The sequence below is a fragment of the Tritonibacter mobilis F1926 genome (assembly GCF_000376545.2).
GTDB classification, from domain to species: Bacteria; Pseudomonadota; Alphaproteobacteria; order Rhodobacterales; family Rhodobacteraceae; genus Epibacterium; species Epibacterium mobile.
Window position 1 is genome coordinate 1,964,770 of the sequence record NZ_CP015230.1, and the last position, 19,823, is coordinate 1,984,592.

At 57.6% G+C, this 19,823-nt stretch carries 16 protein-coding genes and 1 tRNA gene; 9 read left to right on the forward strand and 8 right to left on the reverse strand.

Annotation, left to right across the window (positions count from 1 at the left end):
* Window positions 1-2: 2 nt before the first annotated feature.
* From K529_RS09365 to K529_RS09375, 3 genes are read right to left on the reverse strand one after another with little or no spacing between them, the layout of a single operon-like run.
* On the reverse strand, window positions 3-440 hold the full coding sequence (locus K529_RS09365; RefSeq protein WP_046002357.1) for a tripartite tricarboxylate transporter TctB family protein: 438 nt from the start codon (window positions 438-440) through the stop codon (window positions 3-5).
* Complete coding sequence (locus tag K529_RS09370) at window positions 437-1,384, reverse strand: tripartite tricarboxylate transporter substrate binding protein (protein ID WP_005624454.1); 948 nt, start codon at window positions 1,382-1,384, stop codon at window positions 437-439. The genes K529_RS09365 and K529_RS09370 overlap by 4 nt, the downstream gene beginning before the upstream one ends.
* 44 nt (window positions 1,385-1,428) lie before the next feature.
* Entirely contained in the window at window positions 1,429-2,157 is a 729-nt protein-coding gene (locus tag K529_RS09375) for a GntR family transcriptional regulator (RefSeq protein WP_005624457.1), read from the reverse strand.
* A gap of 92 nt (window positions 2,158-2,249) precedes the next feature.
* Here K529_RS09375 and K529_RS09380 point away from each other — a divergent pair, with 92 nt between their 5' ends.
* Window positions 2,250-3,026: an amidohydrolase family protein gene (locus K529_RS09380; RefSeq protein WP_005624461.1), complete on the forward strand. Its 777-nt coding sequence runs from the start codon at window positions 2,250-2,252 to the stop codon at window positions 3,024-3,026.
* A 20-nt stretch (window positions 3,027-3,046) separates the two neighbouring features.
* On the opposite strand, the gene K529_RS09385 is transcribed toward K529_RS09380, so the two are convergent.
* Window positions 3,047-3,766 (reverse strand): helix-turn-helix transcriptional regulator, encoded by a 720-nt coding sequence (locus K529_RS09385; RefSeq protein ID WP_005624464.1) that lies wholly within the window; start codon window positions 3,764-3,766, stop codon window positions 3,047-3,049.
* A gap of 85 nt (window positions 3,767-3,851) precedes the next feature.
* Between K529_RS09385 and K529_RS09390 the strand changes: the two genes are divergently transcribed.
* The gene (locus K529_RS09390) at window positions 3,852-4,784 is read left to right on the forward strand and encodes an alpha/beta fold hydrolase (RefSeq protein ID WP_005624466.1); all 933 of its coding nucleotides are present in this window, start codon (window positions 3,852-3,854) and stop codon (window positions 4,782-4,784) included.
* A 293-nt stretch (window positions 4,785-5,077) separates the two neighbouring features.
* Here K529_RS09390 and K529_RS09395 read toward each other — a convergent pair whose 3' ends face one another.
* Window positions 5,078-7,837: a methyl-accepting chemotaxis protein gene (locus tag K529_RS09395; protein WP_065317477.1), complete on the reverse strand. Its 2,760-nt coding sequence runs from the start codon at window positions 7,835-7,837 to the stop codon at window positions 5,078-5,080.
* An 805-nt stretch (window positions 7,838-8,642) separates the two neighbouring features.
* Between K529_RS09395 and K529_RS09400 the strand changes: the two genes are divergently transcribed.
* The 6 genes from K529_RS09400 to K529_RS09425 all read left to right on the forward strand — a co-directional run bounded on the left by K529_RS09400 (window position 8,643) and on the right by K529_RS09425 (window position 15,003).
* The gene (locus K529_RS09400) at window positions 8,643-9,725 is read left to right on the forward strand and encodes an ABC transporter ATP-binding protein (RefSeq protein ID WP_005617191.1); all 1,083 of its coding nucleotides are present in this window, start codon (window positions 8,643-8,645) and stop codon (window positions 9,723-9,725) included.
* Between the two features lie 4 nt (window positions 9,726-9,729).
* The gene (locus tag K529_RS09405) at window positions 9,730-10,665 is read left to right on the forward strand and encodes an ABC transporter permease (protein WP_005617187.1); all 936 of its coding nucleotides are present in this window, start codon (window positions 9,730-9,732) and stop codon (window positions 10,663-10,665) included.
* A complete protein-coding gene (locus K529_RS09410; protein ID WP_005617184.1) occupies window positions 10,658-11,458 on the forward strand; it encodes an ABC transporter permease in 801 nt (266 codons plus the stop codon). The genes K529_RS09405 and K529_RS09410 overlap by 8 nt, the downstream gene beginning before the upstream one ends.
* A gap of 69 nt (window positions 11,459-11,527) precedes the next feature.
* Window positions 11,528-12,553, forward strand: coding sequence for an ABC transporter substrate-binding protein (locus tag K529_RS09415; protein WP_005617181.1), 1,026 nt, complete (start codon window positions 11,528-11,530; stop codon window positions 12,551-12,553).
* A gap of 75 nt (window positions 12,554-12,628) precedes the next feature.
* Window positions 12,629-14,296, forward strand: coding sequence for an amidohydrolase (locus K529_RS09420; protein WP_005617180.1), 1,668 nt, complete (start codon window positions 12,629-12,631; stop codon window positions 14,294-14,296).
* Between the two features lie 83 nt (window positions 14,297-14,379).
* Window positions 14,380-15,003, forward strand: coding sequence for a YdeI/OmpD-associated family protein (locus K529_RS09425; RefSeq protein ID WP_005617179.1), 624 nt, complete (start codon window positions 14,380-14,382; stop codon window positions 15,001-15,003).
* Window positions 15,004-15,096: 93 nt separating this feature from the next.
* On the opposite strand, the gene K529_RS09430 is transcribed toward K529_RS09425, so the two are convergent.
* On the reverse strand, window positions 15,097-15,828 hold the full coding sequence (locus K529_RS09430) for a class I SAM-dependent methyltransferase (RefSeq protein ID WP_005617178.1): 732 nt from the start codon (window positions 15,826-15,828) through the stop codon (window positions 15,097-15,099).
* Window positions 15,829-16,208: 380 nt separating this feature from the next.
* On the opposite strand from K529_RS09430, the gene K529_RS09435 reads away from it, so the two are divergent.
* Window positions 16,209-18,479: a methyl-accepting chemotaxis protein gene (locus tag K529_RS09435; RefSeq protein ID WP_005617177.1), complete on the forward strand. Its 2,271-nt coding sequence runs from the start codon at window positions 16,209-16,211 to the stop codon at window positions 18,477-18,479.
* 339 nt (window positions 18,480-18,818) lie between these two features.
* Here the strand turns inward: K529_RS09435 and K529_RS09440 are convergent.
* Both K529_RS09440 and K529_RS09445 read right to left on the reverse strand, forming a co-directional pair.
* Window positions 18,819-18,893 (reverse strand) — tRNA-Val (locus tag K529_RS09440).
* Window positions 18,894-18,912: 19 nt separating this feature from the next.
* Window positions 18,913-19,221 (reverse strand): HU family DNA-binding protein, encoded by a 309-nt coding sequence (locus K529_RS09445; RefSeq protein ID WP_040641983.1) that lies wholly within the window; start codon window positions 19,219-19,221, stop codon window positions 18,913-18,915.
* Window positions 19,222-19,823 lie beyond the last annotated feature (602 nt).

Genomic DNA, 19,823 nt, shown 5'->3' on the forward strand with positions numbered 1-19,823 from the left:
CCTCAGTAGCTCAGCCAAACAGGCGCAGGCAGCGGTTTTTCAAGCACGACAGAAAATACCAGCCAGACAATGCCGATAAAAACACCCGTGCTCACCAGACTGTAGAGGGGCCGCCGAAAGCCAAGACACAGCGGCACCACCACCACCAGCAACGCCGAGGCCAGATAAAACCCAAGCACCGGCACCAAGACGAGATAGAGCGCTGCCAGCCCAAGCGTGAGGGCCGCGCGGGGCGCGTTTTCGACCAATGCGCGCGGGCCGTCTGCCCCTCGCAGAACGGCGCGGATTGCAACCAAAGCGCCCAAGCCCGCAACCACACATCCCAGGGCCGTCGGGTAGATCCCCGACGCCCCCGGATACTCCGCAGCCATCAAGGCTGCGGTGCTGCCGACGGCGGCAAAGACGCCACCAAGCAGGATGTCCTGCCGCCGCTCGGTCACTGGCTCAGCCCCAGCGCTTTGGCCACTTTAGCGAGCGCGTCATACTCACCTTGCACCCGTGCAGTCAGCGCCGCGCCCGTTACGACATTTGGAATTTCACCTTTGGTGGCGAGAAACTCTACATATGCGGGGTCATTTACGGTCTTCTCCAGTGCCGCCGACAGGGTCGCCACCACATCCGCATCCATGCCTGCAGGCCCCAAAACCATCCGCCACAGCAATGTTTCCTCATCTCCCAGACCGAGGCTTTCCAACCCTGCCGCCTGAGGCAGCGCCTTCACCGGTGCAGCAGAGGTGACGAGCAGACATTTGGCCTCGCCCGTCTCGGTATAGGGCAAGACCGGTGAGATCGACCCACCGTAGATATCGACATGTCCCCCCAGAAAATTCTGCAAGGTCTCGCCTGCGCCGCCAAAGGGAATCGCAACCGCCTCGATCCCCCGGCTTTGGAAAATCCGCTCCGCCGCGAGTTGCATCGTACCGCCGATACCATCGTTCCCGTAGGTATATTTCCCCGGATTGGCGGCAAGCTCCTCCAAGAACGCCTCCCCCGTGTCCGCCGGAAAATCCGGTTTGACGCAAAGCGTGTATGCGGTCTCAGAGGTCGAAGCGATGGGGGTGAAACTGTCGGGCTGATAGGCGGTCTGCTGCACCTGCGGCACCGTTGTGATCGGACTGTTCCAAGTCGCCAGCAACGAATAGCCGGTGGGCTTTTGCAACATGAACTGTGTCACACCGACAGAGCCGCCCCCGCCTGCCACATTCAAAATTGCAATCGAAGTACCCAGCTCTTCTTCAAGAAGCGTGGCCAGTTTGCGCGCGCTGGTGTCCGTGCCTCCTCCGGCAGGTGCCGGAATGGTCACTTCGATCGCGCGCTCGGGGTATTCGGCAAACGCGGGCGTCGCCAGTGCAAGCACGGCGGCCGTGATGGCAAGATGTTTCATGAAAGTGTCCTCCCTCAGGTGTGATGTCAGGTATTTGGCAGCTCTCAGCCAATGCGGCTGCGGTATCGGAAACTGTCGGCGCGCCCGCGGGCAATGCGCCACTCAATGGGCTCGCCCGCCACGGTAAAGGCCGTGCGCTCAATCACGGCCACCGGGTCGCCTTGCTCCAGCCCAAGGCGCTTTGCCGTGACGCCGTCCGCCGCACCAAAGCGCACCTCATCCTCCGCGCGGTTCACAAACACGCCGTAACGGTCGAGATAAACAGGATAAAGCAGCGGACCCACCTCGCTGTCGGGGAGCGTCTCAAACCCGGCGAAACGGGCATAGGGAATATAAAGCTCCTCCGAGAGGAAAGGTTGCTCAGACAGGTACCGCAGACGCTCAATGCGAATGACGTCACCAGTGCCCAAAGCCTGCGCCACATGATCGGGCGCGGTGGTGCGCACGCGCGAAATCAGACGGCTGGTCGGAATGGAGGCTTCGGAGTTGGCCTCACGCGCTTGAAAAAAGCGAAAGAGCGTCGCGTCAAATGCAGGTTTGCGCAAGAACGTGCCCGTCCCCTGACGGCGCTCCAACAGACCTTCGTCCACCAATTGTTGCACAGCTTTTCGGACAGTCCCAACCGACAGCCCGTGGTCCCGCGCCAAGGCGTTATCAGACGGAAGAGGCTCTTCTGCCGACCATTCGCTGGCGGCAATCCGGCTGGCCAATTCATCGCGCAACCGCAGATACGCTGGCAGCCGATCATCAAAGCGAGACTGAGCCTGAACCATGATTCCTCCTCTTCACTGACGCGAAAATGGAGGATTTGACTGCATCAGTCAACTGGTTCTATATAGAACTAAATAACCAAAGGACTCTGCCGGTGATACATTTCGATTGCCACGCCCATGTCTATGACCAGATCGTCGCTCACGGCGCGGTGCGCTATCTGCCCACGCGTCCTGCCCCGCTTGCAGATTGGCGCGCGCTTCAGGATTCACATGGTCTGGCTGGCGGTGTCATCGTGCAGGTCAGTTTCCTTGGCACCGACAACAGTCAGATGTTGGCGGCTTTGCAAAAGCTGCCCACCGGGCGCTTTGCCGGGGTTGCCGTCATCGACATCGGCACTCCAGACAGAGAAATCGCGCGGCTCTGCGCTGCTGGGGTGCGCGCCATTCGCTGGAATCTTGTGGCCGGGGCGACAATCCCGGACCTGACTTCCTCTGCCGTACAATCGCTGATGCGGACCCTCGCACGCCACGACATGCACCTCGAACTGCAATTGGAAAGCAAACGCCTCGCGCCGCTATTGCCGCAATTGGCAGATCTGCCGCTGCCTGTGGTGATCGACCATCTCGGCCTGCCCGAAACCACCGCAGCGCAGGAGCCATGGTTAAATGCGCTGGATGCGCTACCGGAGAGAGAGAATTTTTACGTCAAAATTTCAGCGCCTTACCGTGGGTCAGCACAGGGTTTAGACCATATCGACCGCCTGCTGGGCCTGCTGGCGGCGGATCGCTTCGTCTGGGGCAGCGACTGGCCGCACACCCGCCATGAAAGCCACGCCACATATGCGGGCCTGCTGGATGATCTCAAAAACCGCATTGATGATTGCGCAGCGGTGCGCCGCCTCTACCAATTGCGCCTCGATCACGCGTGAGGTCCTGTCCGATTACACCGTCACGCAGAGGCTGGCTGTAGCGGCCGCACATCGCTCTTGAACGGGACATGTCGGCGGCGAAAAGACGTGCCCTCAACGCATTCCGGTGCGCTGATGCGGTCCATGCGAAAATGCCTGAAATCCTGTCGCGCCGGATCCCACGCCACCAGATACCAGACCGGGGGCAAGATCAGCATCGCCTGCGGCTCAACATGGCGCTGCGTGACCACGCCTTTGGCGTCGCAATAGGAAAACTGCAGGCGCAACTGTTTCAGGAACGCAGGCTCAAATGCCGGTAGCAAGTCCGCATCCATCTCTCCCAGATCAGAAATATCGACCTGCGGTGCAAGCTGACCGACATAAAGGCAATCCAGAAATCTGCGCAAATCGCGCAGTTTTTCCGGGGGCAGCGCTCTTTCAATCTTCGCCAACCCCTGATCTGCAAGATCAGAGAACGGCAACCCGCCAGCCGCACGCATTGATGCAACGCTGATCAGCAGCGCAAAAACCTCCGCCACAGATAGCCGCGTGGTGGTTTGGACCGATTGCGGATCAAGTTGTAACCCGCCCCCGCGCCCCGGCTCGGAATGGATCACAAATCCCTCATCCCGCAGGCTGTTTAGGTCGCGCAATATCGTACGCCGAGACGCGCCGACCTCCTGTGCAAGATCAGCAACGGTGGTTGCACCTGTGCGGCGCAGGTATCGCACAATCGCATCTTGTCGAAGACGTGTGTTCATTTCCGCGGCGCCTCTTAATGGTGCCAGGTTTTGGCACCATTAAGATCTACGCCCCTTCTGAGCTTAACAACAAGAGGCAAGCGACATGTTTCATCACCCTGATTTTCCCAGCCCCAAGCTGATCTGCGTCAATGGCGTGACACTCGAAGTTTTTGAAGCCGGTCACAAAACCGCCGGGCCGCCTATAGTGCTGTGCCACGGCTGGCCGGAGCATGCGTTTTCATGGCGCGCGCAAATTCCCATACTTGCTGCTGCGGGCTATCACGTCATCGTCCCCAATCAACGCGGCTATGGCAATTCGTCAAACCCAAGCGATGTATCCGCCTTTGATATCACACAGTTGACGGGTGATCTTGCCTGTTTACTTGATCACTTCGGCTATCGGGACGCAATTTTTGTCGGGCATGACTGGGGCGCAAATGTGGTCTGGAGCATGGCGATCCTTCATCCAACCCGCGTTAGAAAAATCATCAGTCTGGCGCTTCCCTATCAGCCTCGCACGCCAAAACCCTGGATCGAGTTTATGGAAGAGGTCATGGGAAGCGACAACTACTTCGTGCATTTCAACCGCCATCCCGGCGTCGCCGACGCCGTACTTGACGCAAATACCGGCCGTTTCCTGCGCAATCTGTTTCGCAAGCATCTGCCGCGCGTGCCGCCTGAGCCGGGAATGCTGATGCTCAACCTCGCGCATTCAGAGAGGCCATATGGGGAGCCTCTTATGCGCGAGAGTGAACTCGCAGTCTTCATCGACTCCTTTCAGAAAACCGGCTTCACCGGCAGTATCAACTGGTACAGGAACCTGGATCGAAACTGGCATATTTTGGCGGATGTGGATCCAGTCATCCGCCATCCTGCTCTGATGATTTACGGCGAGCAGGATAGTATCCCACGCGCGCAAAACCTCAGCGATCTGGTGCCAAACGTGGAGGTCATCAGTCTCGATTGCGGCCACTGGATACAGCAAGAAAAGCCGCAAGAGACCACCGAGGCCATCCTGAACTGGCTGCGCGACTAACCGCATCTATGGTCTCAGCGACACTGGATTAGGGTCATAAAACCAGTCCAGACCTACACGCAGTGCCCCAATCGCCAGCGCTCAGCAAAGCGCTGGCGAAATTGCCAATGGATGCGACATGACTTAGGGTCAGAAACCACACTCAACAATGCATGCCTTACCCACATAAAAGGCCCGCTGGATTGGAGTTTGGTTATCAGACCCCTAAAAACTCCAACCCATTAGGGTGCGATCCGACGATGCACTCGCTATATTCGCCGCCACAGCAATAGGCCGATCTGGTGCGAACTGGCCTACGTTCCCGTTGCCTTGACGTCATCGAAGTCGGACCAGTCTGTCACTCTTGGCGCTTCAGCTTCGACCACATCTGTGGTGTCCCACTCCACATCCGCCTTCTCTCCCCAGCTGCTCGGCGCGGGGCTGTCCTTGGGACTGGCGGGGTCTGCCGCCGCCGGGTCGATCTGGGCCGTCTGGAACCGTGCCACCAATTCTGCAAGCGTCTGTGCATCGGTGTTGAGCAACTGCCCTGCCGCCGTGGCTTGTTCTACCATGGCCGCGTTCTGCTGGGTGACCTGATCCAATTGGTTCATGCCCGTGTTGATTTCACCAAGCCCCGTAGATTGCTCCTGCGCGCCCGTGGCAATCCCGGAAATCAACTCCGATATATGGCTCACCCGCTGCAAGATATTCTCAAGCGCGCTGCCCGCTTTGCCAACAAGATCCACACCGCGCTCCACCTGCACGGAGCTGTCGCCGATCAGGTTCTTGATCTCCAGCGCCGCATCGGACGACCGCTGCGCCAGCCCGCGGACCTCGGAGGCAACCACCGCAAAACCCCGCCCCGCTTCGCCTGCGCGCGCCGCCTCGACCCCGGCATTCAGCGCCAGCAAATTGGTCTGAAAGGCGATGTCATCGATTACGGAAATGATCTGCGCGATTTTGCCGGAGCTTTGTTCAATTTCCGTCATCGCCGAGACCGCATTGCGCACGATTTCCCCGCTGGCTTCCGCTTCGGCGCGCGCTTCATTTGTGGTGCGTTCCACATCCCTGGCCCCCGTCGCCGCCGAGGTCACGCTGGCGGTCATCTCATCCAACGCTGCTGCCGTCTCCTCCAGCGTTGCCGCCTGGCTCTCGGTGCGATGCGACAGATCCTGCGAGGCCTGACTGATCTCAGAGGCTCCATTGCGGATCGAAGACGAGGTGTTGATCACCTGTCCAACGGTATCATTGAGCGTATCCAGCGTGCGGTTGAAATCAATACGCAGCCGGTCATATCCCTCGCCCAGTTCATCGGAAATATGGGCCGTGAGATCGCCCTCTGACAGGCGGGCCAGACCCGTTCCAAGCGCATCTACCGCCTTGTCCTGCACCGCGCGCCGCTGCGCACGTTCTTCGGCCGCCGCCTCTTCCATCTTCTCTTTTTCCACGATCCCGTCCCGGAACACTGATAGCGAACGCGCTATGCGGTAAATCTCCGTGCTGGCATTTGCAAAACCGCTGATGGGTTTCCGGTCGCCATTTGCCAGCGCCTCCGTGCGGTCACTCACCCGGTTCAAAGGGCGCAGGATAAGCACTTGGATAAATCCGAGCATGGACAGGAAGAACACAGCCGCGATGCTGACAGAGATCACAAGGTTCCGCACAATAAGCGCAACCTCCGCAAAGATATCATCCGTCATCACATCAATTTCTTTCAGCGTGCTGGCGGTAAACTCCGATGCGCGCTGCGAAATTGCTTCAACCGATGCCCTTGCAAAAAGAGTAGCCTCATCCGCTGCCTCTGCAGCTTCAATGCCTCTGATTTGAAGCGCCGCCAAACCGGTTTGCGGGTCATTTAGGCCATTGAGTGCAAGGAGCAACTCCGCCACCCGCGCATCCCGGAAATCCTGATATTGAGCAAGAACCGCACCTGCCTCGGCCATCACTTGGGCGGCTTCATTAACGCTGGCCTCATCATCTGAGGTTGCTGCATCAAGCGCTGCGACCTGAAACTTATTGGCCGCGATTCCGATTTCAATCAATTCGTCGAGGAATCCAACCTCGTTCGTCAACAAGAGCTCTAGCGCCTCACCATTTGATTTACTCGCCTTATCGACGGCGGCATGCAGTTTAAACATCTGCGCATCAATGGCCATGGTAATAAAACGATCCGTGTCAGAGCGCGCTTTCATGGCAGCCTTACGGAGTGTTTCAGATGGGAAAAGACTTTGCGCGAGCACGGTCTCAAGTGTAAAAACAGCGTTTCTGATCAAAGAAGCATCTATTAATTCTGGGGCACGCTCGTCGATAAGATCAGCAATTTCCAACAAACGCGCGCGGGATGTTTCAGCCAGTTTTTCAATACTGGCCAAAGTCTCCGGGTCTTTTGTTCCCCCTGCAGCAACAGAGGCCCCCGCCATGAGATTAAGCTCTGCTCGCGACTCTAAAAGAAGTGAGAGGTTCTGAAAATCGACATCAACGAGATTTTTGACAGAAGTGTCAATTTTTTGATCGGTCGCTTCAGCTCCCTCTTTCAACTCTTCAGCTGCGGAGTCCGACAATTCGGCCATCGCACTGCTAAGTTCACTGATAATGCTCTGCATTTCGCGCACACGTGCTTCGATCTGGTCATCACTGGCAAACGCAGTATTGCGGGCTTGTGCAAGATCACTGAGGGCGCGCGAGACCTCATCAAGACCAGAAGAAAACTGTGGTTCAATTTCGTCGTTGAGGTGCTCAATCGACGTCGCCAAAGCAGTGGTCGCGGCATTGACCTCTTGCATGGCCTTTTCCACGCCAGCCGGGCCATCAACCACCAGCATGGTGATCATACTGTCCTTAGCCATATCTGCAGCCAGAGTGATTTCCTGAGATACACCAAGGTCAGGCAGGTTTTCATCGTTCAACTCCGTCATATGGATGTCGATTTCCATCAACATGGCGTAAATCAGGTAGGCAAATAATGTGAAGCCAAGCCCCACCGATAGCAAAATCGCGGTTAGTTTCGCGCGTACGCTTCGTAAGAATCCAAAACGACGGCAAGTTTCTGGATGGGTATCGGACAGATCAGACATTTTCACTCTACACGTTATTTTCACTGACGGGCGGGTGGTTTCATTTACAAAACTGAACTGTTAAAAATGCCTAATTGCAAAACGCCCTTAACATCAACTTTCATTGAGGGTGATTGGTGCAACGGGTATTTTCCCGGTTCATCGAAAAACTTGGCGCGCAGCACTTAAAGATTGATAAAACCGCCCAAGAAAACATCAGAAAATGTGAATTTTTCACCCTGGCATTGCTGTATAATAAGATTTCATTCTCATATAACAGCAGAGGCCATGCGCAGTTTTTCCGTTAAACTATGTGATCATATATGATCATACGTTTCTGTTGGGAAATTCCGAGGTCATTCCAAAGACTTGCATTGCCCGCCTTTTTTCAAGATGCGCTGGAGACTGATCTGATGTCGTCCGGGCTACAGCCGACCAGCACGGGGCTAAGGCCTGCGGCTGCGCACGTATCCCCCCAGTCTGGTTGTCGGCATATTTTATTCAGAACTTCCAACGCACTCCGGGAAGCACATCAAGGCCCCGCCGCATCTCATGTCGTCTCGACAGTTGCAAAACCTTCGTCAAGACAGGTCTAAAGACCGCCATCACCCGGCGCGTTCATCAGTCCATCTCGCGATGCCCATAGAAGTGGCACACATTGCGTCTGTGTTAAAAATTATTGACTCTCAATTTGATCAAATCGCAAGCTGACCGGGCAGATGCCGAGAAAGGCCGCCAGAAGCCAGCAAATTGCATTCGGGCATTCTACCCAGATCACAGGACACCCGGGCGCGTCGCGCTCGCAATGCCAACAGGGAGCGCACGCATGATCGACATAGAGGGCCTGACCAAGACATTTGGAGAAGGGCCAACTGCTTTTACCGCGCTGGACGATGTCTCGGTCACGATCCAATCCAACGAATTTTTCACGCTCCTCGGGCCATCGGGGTGTGGCAAAACCACCCTTCTGCGCACCATTGCGGGTTTCCTTGATCCAACACGGGGAAAGTTGACGCTGGACGGTGAGGACCTGCTCAGCAAGCCGCCGCACCATCGTCCGGTCAACACTGTATTTCAATCCTACGCACTGTTCCCGCATATGACGGTTTCGGAAAACATTGCCTTTGGATTGCAGATGCTTAAGCGACCAAAGGCGGAAATCTCTGCCACCGTTTCAGAAATGCTGGAACTGGTGCAGATGACGGCCATGGCCGACCGCAAGACCGCTCAGATTTCGGGTGGTCAACAGCAACGTGTCGCGCTGGCCCGTGCCCTCGCGCCGCGTCCGAAGGTTCTGTTGCTGGACGAGCCGCTCTCCGCGCTGGATTTCAAACTGCGCAAAGAGATGCAGCTGGAATTGAAGCGCCTGCAACATGAAACCGGCATCACCTTTGTCTTTGTCACCCACGATCAGGAAGAGGCGCTCACCATGTCTGATCGCATTGCGGTGATGAATGCGGGCACCATCCGGCAGATCGGCGGGCCACGTGATATCTATGATCACCCGGCGGAACGCTTTGTGGCGGATTTCATCGGTGACACCAATTTCCTCAAGGCCCAGATGCTCTCGACCGAGGGCGCTGGCTCCAAAGTACGCCTGTCGTCTGGTGCGGAAATCATGGCGAAACCTGCACAGGGCGAGCCTCCAGCGACGAATGGCGCCTCCGTGACCCTTGCCGTGCGCCCGGAACACGCCGATCTGTGCGATCCAAATGGCGCGCTCTTGGCCGGTCGTCTGAAAAACGTCGTCTATTTCGGCACCGATACGCATTATCATGTGGGTCTGGAGGGCGGAGAGATGTTCATTCTGCGCCGCCAAAACCAGCCGGGCCACACGCAAAATTGGGCGACAGGCGATCGGGTGGGACTGGACTTTGCCCCCGGCACCGCCCAGATCCTGAAGGATTGATCGGATGAGTGATATGGCACTGTCCGACCCCGCCCCAAGCCCCGAGACACGGGCCCGCCGCGAACGGCGCAGCCGCTGGTTGCTGCTCACCCCGGCCCTCGTGATCCTCAGTCTTGCTGCCAGTGGACCCCTTCTGGTGGTGGTGATTTATTCCTTCCTGACGCCCGGAGACTATGGCGGCGTGGAGTGGCAGTTTTCGCTCGATCCATGGTTCAATGTGGTCGCCGAAAGAGACTTTTTCACCGAAGAACTCAAGCTCGCCGATGCTCATCTCCTGGTTTTCTGGCGCTCGATTAAACTCTCGCTGATGACGGCGATCCTTTGTTTGATTGTGGGCTTTCCCACTGCGTATTTCATCGCCACTCGCCCCGCGCATCGACGGGATATGTGGATGCTGTTGATCATGATCCCCTTCTGGACCAACCTGTTGATCCGCACCTTCGCGATCATGGAGCTGATCCGCAACCAAGGCACCATCAACACCCTATTGATGGCCAGCGGCGTGATAGATGAGCCGATCCAGATGCTCTACACAGAGTTTTCGGTGCTGGTGGGCATGACCTATGTTTACCTTCCGCTGATGATCCTGCCGATCTACGCCTCGATGGAGCGGCTCGATTTCAATCTTGTGGAGGCAGGCTATGACCTCTACGCGACCCGGCTTCAGGTGTTGCGGCGCATCATCTTCCCTCTGGTCAAACCGGGCGTGGTGGCCGGGTCTATTCTGGTCTTTGTGCCGTGTCTCGGGGCCTATGTGACCCCACGCGTTCTGGGCGGGGGCAAGCAGTTGATGCTCGGCAATCTGATTGAATTGCAGTTTGGACAATTGCGCAATTGGCCGCTTGGGGCCGCACTGGCGCTGACGCTTTTGGCCGTGGTGATGGTGGCCCTGGTCTTTTACGTGCGTGCCATTGGACGGGAGGGCGAACACAATGCGTAAAGGATTTGATGTTCGCCGTCAGCCGGGCTTTAGCGCAATTGCGATGGGCTGTTTCATCCTGCTGTACCTGCCCATCATCTTGTTGGTGGCCTACTCTTTCAACGCCGGTGAATCGATTGCAATCTGGGAAGGTTTCTCATGGCGCTGGTATGCCTCGGCTTGGGAAAACGAGCAGGTCAAGGACGCCACGATCCGTTCTTTGATCCTCGCAGCCTCCTCTTCTGCCGTAGCCACCACCGCTGCGGTTCTGGCGGCGCTGGCCACCACCCGCAGCAAACCATGGCGGGGACAGACGGTGGTGTTTGCCATGGTCAACCAACCGCTGATGGTGCCCGAAATCGTGACCGCCGTGTCGCTGCTCATCGTCTTTGCCGTGGTGAAATCCTTCACCGGCTACACCGGGCTTGGCTACTTGATCCTCGCACATTCGGCCTTTTGCATTCCCTTTGCCTATATGCCGGTGCGCGCGCGCCTGCAGGGCATGGATCTGAGCCTCGAACAAGCGGGATCTGATCTCTACGGCACGCCTCTGCAGGTCTTTCGCCACATCACCTTGCCGCAGCTGTGGCCGGGGATTTTGGCCGGGGCGATGCTGGCGTTTGTCATTTCGCTTGATGACGTGGTGATCACCGAATTTGTGAAATCTGCGGGACAGGACACATTGCCCACCTATATGCTGGGGCAGTTGCGCCGGGTGGTCACACCCGAAATCAACGCGATCTCGACCGCCCTTCTCGCCATCTCAGTCATCATGGTCACGGCGTTTTTCTTTATCAACAAGACCCGCAAATAATCCGAAAACCACGAGCCGGATGAAACTGGCCGCACATCAAAACCCAACATCCGACAGGAGAGAAGACCCATGAAACATCTGCTAGCAGCCACGGCGCTTGCAACCGTCTCCGTGACGGCGGCCACGGCCGAGGGACAGTTGAACATCTTCAACTGGGGCAATTACACCAGCCCGGAACTGATCGAAAAGTTCGAACAGGAGTTCGACATCGACGTCACCATCACCGACTATGACAGCAACGACACCGCCCTCGCCAAGCTCAAGGCGGGTGGTCATGGCTATGATATCGTGGTCCCGTCGGGCACCTATGTGCCGATCTTCATCAGCGAAGGGCTGTTGATGAAGTCGATGCCAAACCAGATGGAAAACTTTAAAAACATGGACCCGCGTTGGGTCGATGTGGAGTTTGATCCGGGCCGCGACTACACCGTGCCATGGCAATGGGGCACCGTGGGCGTCACCGTGAACACGGCGGTCTATTCCGGCGATATCAACTCGGCCGCGCTGATCTTTGATCCCCCCGAAGAGCTGAAGGGCAAAATCAACGTGGTGCCAGAAATGGTCGACGTGATGGGCATGGCCATTCACTATATGGGCGGCGAGCAATGTACCTCCGACAAGGACGTCTTGCTGAAAGTCCGCGACAAACTGGTCGAAGCCAAGAAACACTGGCTCTCCATGGCCTATGGCAACATTGAGAAATTTGCCAAAGGTGACCTTGCGGCGGGGACCAACTGGAACGGCGCATCCCTTCGCGCCCGTCTGCAAAATGATGACATCGCCTTCGGCTACCCCCAGACCGGGTTTTCGATCTGGATGGACAATGCCGCAATCCTCGCGGATGCGCAGAACGTCGAGAATGCAAAACTGTTCATCAACTACATCATGGCACCGGAAAACGCCGCGCTGCTGTCGAACTTTGCCCGCTACGCCAATGGCATCAAAGGGTCAGAGCCCTTTATGGATGAGGTGATGGCCACGGCACCCGAAATTGTCGTCCCCGAGGGTCTGCAAGACGCAGGCTATCTGGCGACAAGCTGCCCGCCCGAGGTGCTGAAAATCTACTCTAAGATCTGGACCGAACTGACCAAGTAACCGCGCCAGATCTGATGACACATCGGGTCGCGCCCTGATACGGCGCGGCCCATCCATAAAAAGACGGACCCCATTATGACCAAAGCCCCAGATACCGTGATCCTCAATGGGCGCCTGATCACCTTTGACAGCGCGCGCCCCTACGCCGAAGGCCTGGCCATCGCAGATGGGGTCATCACCGCTGTTGGCTCCACCGCAGAGATCCGTGCATTGGCGGGGCCATCCACCCGCGTGATCGACGCTGCTGGCTCTACGGTGTTGCCGGGTTTCATCGACAGTCATGTCCATCTGTTTGGCGGCTCGGTCGAATTGGCCTGTCTTGATCTCACAAGTATCAAGGGCGAGGCCCAGCTGACCGAGGTGGTGCGCGACTGGGCCAAGTGGAACACCGATGACCAGTTGGTCTTTGCGGTGCAAGCCGACTACGCCATTTTGGGGGATGGCATCAAAACCACGCGGCAAGCGCTGGACCGGGTCCTGCCGGACCGCCCCTTTGCCATGTATGCCCCCGACCACCACACGGTCTGGGCCAATACCGCAGCACTGGAGGCCGCAGGTCTGTTGCACGGAGCCGAGGTCGAGACCGGAGCACAGGTGGTGATGGGCTCTGACGGGCTGGCCAGCGGCGAGTTGCAGGAACCCTCAGCCTATGCGCCGGTGTTGCGCATGACCCGCCACGCAGGCCGCGACATGATGGGGCTGGTGACCGGCGCGGATCCGGTACCGCCTGCAACATTGGCAGAACGCACGCTGGATAAGGCCGCGCTGGAACGCGGTCTCAAACATTGCGCCAGCCATGGGATCACCGGTCTGCACAATATGGACGGCAATTTCTATCAGCTGGAACTCCTCTCGGAGATGGAGCGCGACGGCACGCTGCTGTGTCGGACCGAGGTGCCATTTCACTACAAAAGTCCCGACCCGCTGGACCGTTTCTCAGAGGCGCAAGAAATGCGGCAGCGCTTTAACAGTGACATGGTCTGGTGCAACCGGGTAAAAATGTTCATGGACGGCGTGGTCGAGAGCGGCACCGCCCTGATGTTGCAGCCCTACCCCGGCACCGATCACATCGGGGACGCGGTTTTTGAGGCCGAGCATTTCAATCAGGCCTGTATCCGCGCCGATGCCATGGGCCTGCAGATCGCCACCCATGCAATTGGTGACCTCGCAGTCCGGCGCACGCTTGATGGCTACGAGGCCGCGCGCCGCACCAATGGCGCAAGAGACAGCCGCCACCGGATCGAACATATCGAGGTGCTGCATCCGGACGACCTGCCCCGGTTCAAGGACTTGGGCGTGGTGGCCTCGATCCAACCGGGCCACGCACCGTTTGGCGGCTATTTCCCTCCCGCAGGCGTTAGTGCGATGCTGCATGACGCGCAGATCCCCCTGTCTTATGCTTGGGCCGATATCCGCAACAGCGGCGCAAAGGTGATCTTTTCGACAGATTGGCCAGTGATCCCGGTGGATGTGATGCCTACAATCAAGGGCGCTGTCGCTCCGCTGAAACTCGGCGCGCCTTGGCGTGACCAATCACAAAGCCTGCTGGATACGCTCGAAAGCTACACCGCCGGAAACGCTTGGGTCGAATTCAACGAGACCCGCAAAGGCAAGCTGAAACCCGGTATGATGGCCGACATTGCCGTCATGGATCATAACCTTGAAACCATGGATCCTGAGACCCTGAACCAAGCGCGCGCCGCCTTCACATTCTGCGCCGGACGCATGACATGGCAAGCCTAGTCGGGGTGTAACCGAGACAACCGCCAGAGGCTCAGGACCACAGCAAAGATGCGCATAACACCACGGCGTGATAGGTTTGCGATATGATGATCACGGATATCGAGACTTATTTTTCAAAAGGCTGCGGACGTTGCGCGCGCTTCAGCACGCCGGATTGCTCAATCAAGGATTGGCAAGAGGGTCTGGCGCAGTTGCGCAGTATTTGCCTCTCGGCCGATTTGAAAGAGACGGTCAAATGGGGCCATCCCTGCTACATGTTCGCAGATCGCAACATCGCGCTTTTGGGAGCGTTTCGGAAGGACTTCGGGCTTAGCTTCTTTAACGCTGCGCTGATGAAAGACGCCGAAAATATCCTCGAACGACAAGGTCCGAACACCAAACATCCAAACCTGATCCGCTTTACATCAAATAGCGGCCCGGCGCAGATGGAAGATGTTATCCTCGCTTATCTGCAAGAGGCAACAGGCTATGCCGCGACGGGTCAGACGCTCCCAAAGGACGACAGCGCGCTCGACCTCCCCGAAGAACTCGTCGAAGCGCTCGATGCCGACCCGGAGCTGTCAGAGGCCTTCCACGCCCTGACACGCGGGCGGCAGAGAAGTTACGTCATTAACCTCAACGGTGCCAAGAAACAGGAAACGAGGGTGAACCGGATCGCGAAATTTCGCGATAAGATCATCGACGGAAAAGGCGCCAACGAGCACTAGGTCAGGTATTCCTGCCCCCACCCCGGCCCACATTGCCCCACACCTTATCGGTAGAGCACGCAGCCCGAACACCATGATCGGGCTGCGCTGAGATCAGTTCTTATACGCCGAAACCATCAACATCATTGGCCGTTCCAACTCCTCTGCCAATTCCGGCATCGCTGCAATCTGCTCTGGCGCGGGCGCGAATTCCTCAACCCTGCGCAAGGTGAACCCCGCGTTGATCAGGGTGTTGATCGTCGTGGCAAGTGTCCGGTGGTGTTTCAACACCCCTTTGGCGAACCAGTCGGTGCGGCGTTCACCCTCGTTTGAATACCCGTTGACCGGCCAAGTTTTGCGCCCGTCCTCATCCTCGATCCAGTACGGATGCGCTGCGGCCATGAAAATCGGGTGTTCGATGGTAAAGATCAGATCACCGCCCGCACTCAGCGCCGCATGGATCATACGGATCAATCGCTCAAAATCCTGCACATAGTGGAAGGTCAGAGCGCTGTAGATCAGATCAAATGCGGTTTCAGGCAGATCAAGCCGATCAAGATCGGCAATGCGATAGGTGATAGCGGAATCGCTGGTGTCAGCTTGCGCTCGGTCGATCATGTTTTGCGACAGGTCTAGTCCCAGAACCCTGTCCGCCCCCTGCGCGCGAAACCAGCGCGACGCCCAACCAAAGCCGCAGCCTAAATCCGCCACCCGCTTGCCTGTAAGCTCCGGCAATAACGCGCGAATGGCGGGCCACTCCGGCGCGCCATCCAGCCCCTGCACCTGCCGGGGCAATTGGCTGTAGCCAGAAAAGAAGTCGGGGTTGTCGTAGATATTCTGTGCCATGTGTATCTCCTGATAAAAAGCAGGACGAGGCACGTTTTCCACGCCAAGATACCTCGTCCAAATGGGGCGAGGCCGAGGCTGGCAATCGGCGTGGTCAGGTCGCGTGATCGTCATCCCGGCATCCCGCCATGGGGATACCGGCTGACCGGGCGACAATGTGGATGTCCTTCTCAACCATAGGGGTGATATCGCCCCTACTGCGAAAAAAGTCAATTTCACCGCAGTGGCGTACAGTCGTAAAACCGATGTCCGGCCCACGGTGTGGTGTCCACGGCCGCTACCGGATCTGGTGGGGCCAATTGCGCGCCTCAGTTTAAAGGTTTGGCAAGCTCAACATGATACCAGCCGATAGATAGTTGGACATTCGGGGCGCATCAGCCATGAGCGATCTTTTCAAAACGGTAGCGGGTAAACTGGTCCTAGCGACCGGAATAGCAATCACTGTCATTCTCGCGGGCTACATCAGCTACAGCGGATGGCGCGCGTCGCGACAGGCCGATCACCAGGTCATGGCACTCGCCAGCGAAACAGCGGGAGAGATTGCCCAGACCATTGCCGTTCAAATCACACAAGCGACGTCGGCGGGTGCAGCCGTCAGTGGCGCGGTCTCGGGCTATATGTCCACTGGCAACGCCACCACCGCCAATGTGATCGAAATCCTGCGTGGTGTTCCCACACAGTACGATACAGTCTTTTCTGCGTGGATGGCGGGCCTGCCCGATGGGGGGACCGATGCCTTTCTGACAGGATCGGAGGGTCGCAACGACAACGGTGTCTTCACCCCCTATTGGACCAAGGCCGCGCAGGGTGGTCTGGATTTTGCAACCTTCGCGATCGACGCGAGCGCACAGTGGTTTGCCGTGCCGGTCAACACCGCAAAAGGAATCATCACCGAACCTTACCTCTCTGAGGAAGGCCGGCTTTTGACCTCGGTCGCTGTTCCCGTCATCGTCGAGGGGCAAACGCTCGGCGTGGCCGGCGTCGACATCGTGTTGACAGATCTGACCACAATGCTCGCAACGCTCGAAACCTTCGAAGGTGGACGCGTGATGTTGGTGGACAGCAGAGGCAAATGGCTCGCCAACCCAGATGAAGCGATCTTGACCCAACCTTATGACGACGCTGGGGCGGATCTCCTGAAGGCGGCCTTGGCAGACGGTGCACCACGGGTGATCGAGGGGCTTCCTGATGGCGCCACCCGCCTCGTCTTTCCGTTCACCGCGCCCGGCATGAACACAACCTGGGCCACAATTTTGGATGTCCCGGCCGCGGTCTTCACCAACCCGGTCCGCGAGGCCGTCTTCTCTTCCGTGTCAGGTGGGGTCTTGATCCTGATAATGTCGCTGGGCACGATCTACCTGACCGCGCGGGCCTTGGTGGGACGCCCCCTTGGCGACATGCTCGCCTCTGTCAATAAGCTCGCCGCCGGGCAATACAGTGATGCAGTGCAGGGCACCGAACGCCAGGACGACGTCGGCACAATGGCCGCATCTGTCGAAGCCTTGCGCGCACGCTTGCTCGAAAAAGAAGAGATGGAGCAGGAACAGGACCGCCAGCAAGCAGAGCAGGCGCGGGTTGTGGAAACACTCGCCAAGAGCCTGCAAGCCCTAGCAAAAGGCGATCTGTCGCACACAATTGATGTCCGTTTCTCCGGCTCCTACGAGGCCCTGCGAGAGGACTTCAACCTGACCGTCAACACATTGAATGACATGATGGCAAAGCTCTCCGAGAGCATAAGGGAAATTCGCGCGCGTTCAGATGAAATCAGCTTGGGTTCTGATGAACTGGCGCGCCGTACGGAAAGCCAGGCTGCCACGCTGGAGGAAACGGTTGCAGCGCTTGATGAGATGACAACCTCCGTCCGCTCCGCCGCGGATACCGCCTCCAATGCGGAACGTAATATTTCCGAGACCCGTAAAAATGCCCAAACCTCCGGTACCATCGTCAGAGATGCGGTGGTCGCCATGTCAGAGATCGAGAAGTCCTCGGAAAAGATCAAACACATCATCAATGTCATCGAAGACATCGCCTTTCAGACCAATCTGCTGGCTCTGAACGCCGGCGTTGAGGCCGCGCGCGCAGGTGAGGTCGGTCGTGGCTTCGCGGTTGTGGCCTCCGAGGTGCGCGGCCTTGCGCAGCGCTCGTCTGAGGCGGCCATGGATATCAAACAGCTGATCGAAGCCAGCTCTGCCCAAGTGACGACCGGGGTCGATTTGGTCAACCGCGCAGGGGACTCCCTCACCGACATCGTGGAGCGCGTTGCCCGCGTCGCCGACGAGATGTCAGAAATCGCTGCGGGTGCAAACGAACAATCCGTTGGGCTTGCTGAAATCAACGTGGGCGCGACGCAGCTCGATCAGGTGACCCAGCACAACGCTGCAATGGTCGAGGAAACATCTGCCGCAGCCGCCACGCTCCAGCAGGAAGCTGCATCTCTCGAAAGTCAGGTCGGTCGGTTTACATTGCGCAAAGGCACCGCTCAGGCACACCCTCAAGCGCCGCGCAAGCCCGCCCCGACCAGTGGCTCTCCACTCATCGAGGTTGGCTTTGACGGACGAACCAGAACGCGCAATGATCAGCCCGAGGTGGTCGTCTTCGAACCACCACGCGGAGGGCAGCGCGTTTCAAATGGGGATTGGACTGATTTCTAAAGGGTATTGAATGTCAGATGACAATCAACCTTGGCGTCATGAACTGAACCAAACAACACCTCTGCCGGGCAACCTGTATCGCGGATCTGATCCTCACAGCGCCAATCAGGTTGCCCGCCGCAGATCAGACTGCCCGACAGATCGTGCGCTCATCAGAGATTGAGGTCAAATTTCGACAGCATGGTGACTTGGATCGCAGCGAGCACAGCAATCCTCAATTAATAGTTCGGATTGGCTTCGGCATCCCTCGTCCCATGTTGATGCACCACCTCTAAGCACCAGTCGGGGCAGAGTTTTCCTGCAATTAAGCAAAAACTCATGCAAATCAAAGGGGTAGAATGGTGGGTGATAAGAGATTTGAACTCCTGACATCTTCGATGTGAACGAAGCGCTCTACCACTGAGCTAATCACCCGTGAGGCCGGTGTTTATCCTCAGCGCTCAGGCTTCGCAAGAGGGGTACTTGCAGTTTTTTGCTCCTGCGATGGCATTTCGGCAATCGCAGGTTTACGCCGCAATTTGCAAATATGGATGCGCCCGTTTGGGGTATCCTTGCTGCGGTTTACGCGCAGTTTCCCCATCGGCTCCAGATGCAGCGACCGTGCAGAGTCAATGGACTCGCCAAGAACCGCCAGCATGGCCTCGACCACAGGTTTTGCATCGCGTTTTTTTACACCACTGCGCGCCACAACTTGGTCGATCAACTCCTTTTTTCGTAGCTCAAGAACTGGGGTTTGCTCCACAGGTGCAGAGGACGAACCCGCCGCTGTTTCAGCTGCAGATGTCGCAACCTCTACCTTTGGAGATGAGGGCGCAACGCGCGCGGTGCTGTGTTTCGGCCGCGGGCTTGTGGAGGGGGTGCGGGGTTTTGCCATGGGTCCTGCCTTTTGTTTTTCTGTGCTCGTCTCACCTGCGTGGATTTCGATACTCGAGCGCACGCAGATCACCTTCTGCGGTGAACCTAGCGCATAACCGATAGAAAATCATGGAAAACCCAACATCCGGGGCTCCGCCCCTCTTGGCCTGCGGCCAATTCACCCCGGGATATTTTCAGTTAGAAGAATAGGTGAGAAACACCCCCTGGCTCTCTTCTAACTCCAAATATCCCGGAGCGCGAGGCAGAGCCTCGCATCCTGTTGCGTAAAAAGCGGGCGCTGAGGTTGGTGGATTTTCAGGTTTCAATGGCACAGTGACGAATGTCGCGACATGGCACCGGAATTGACACCTCCGGACCGGGAATTGCCCCCTGAGATCACCTCTCAACCAAAGGTGCAGGGGGTCCGATCTGAAGACTTCATCCGGATCACGCGCGGGACAGGCCCGCGTGGATCAAACCCGCCTGCCC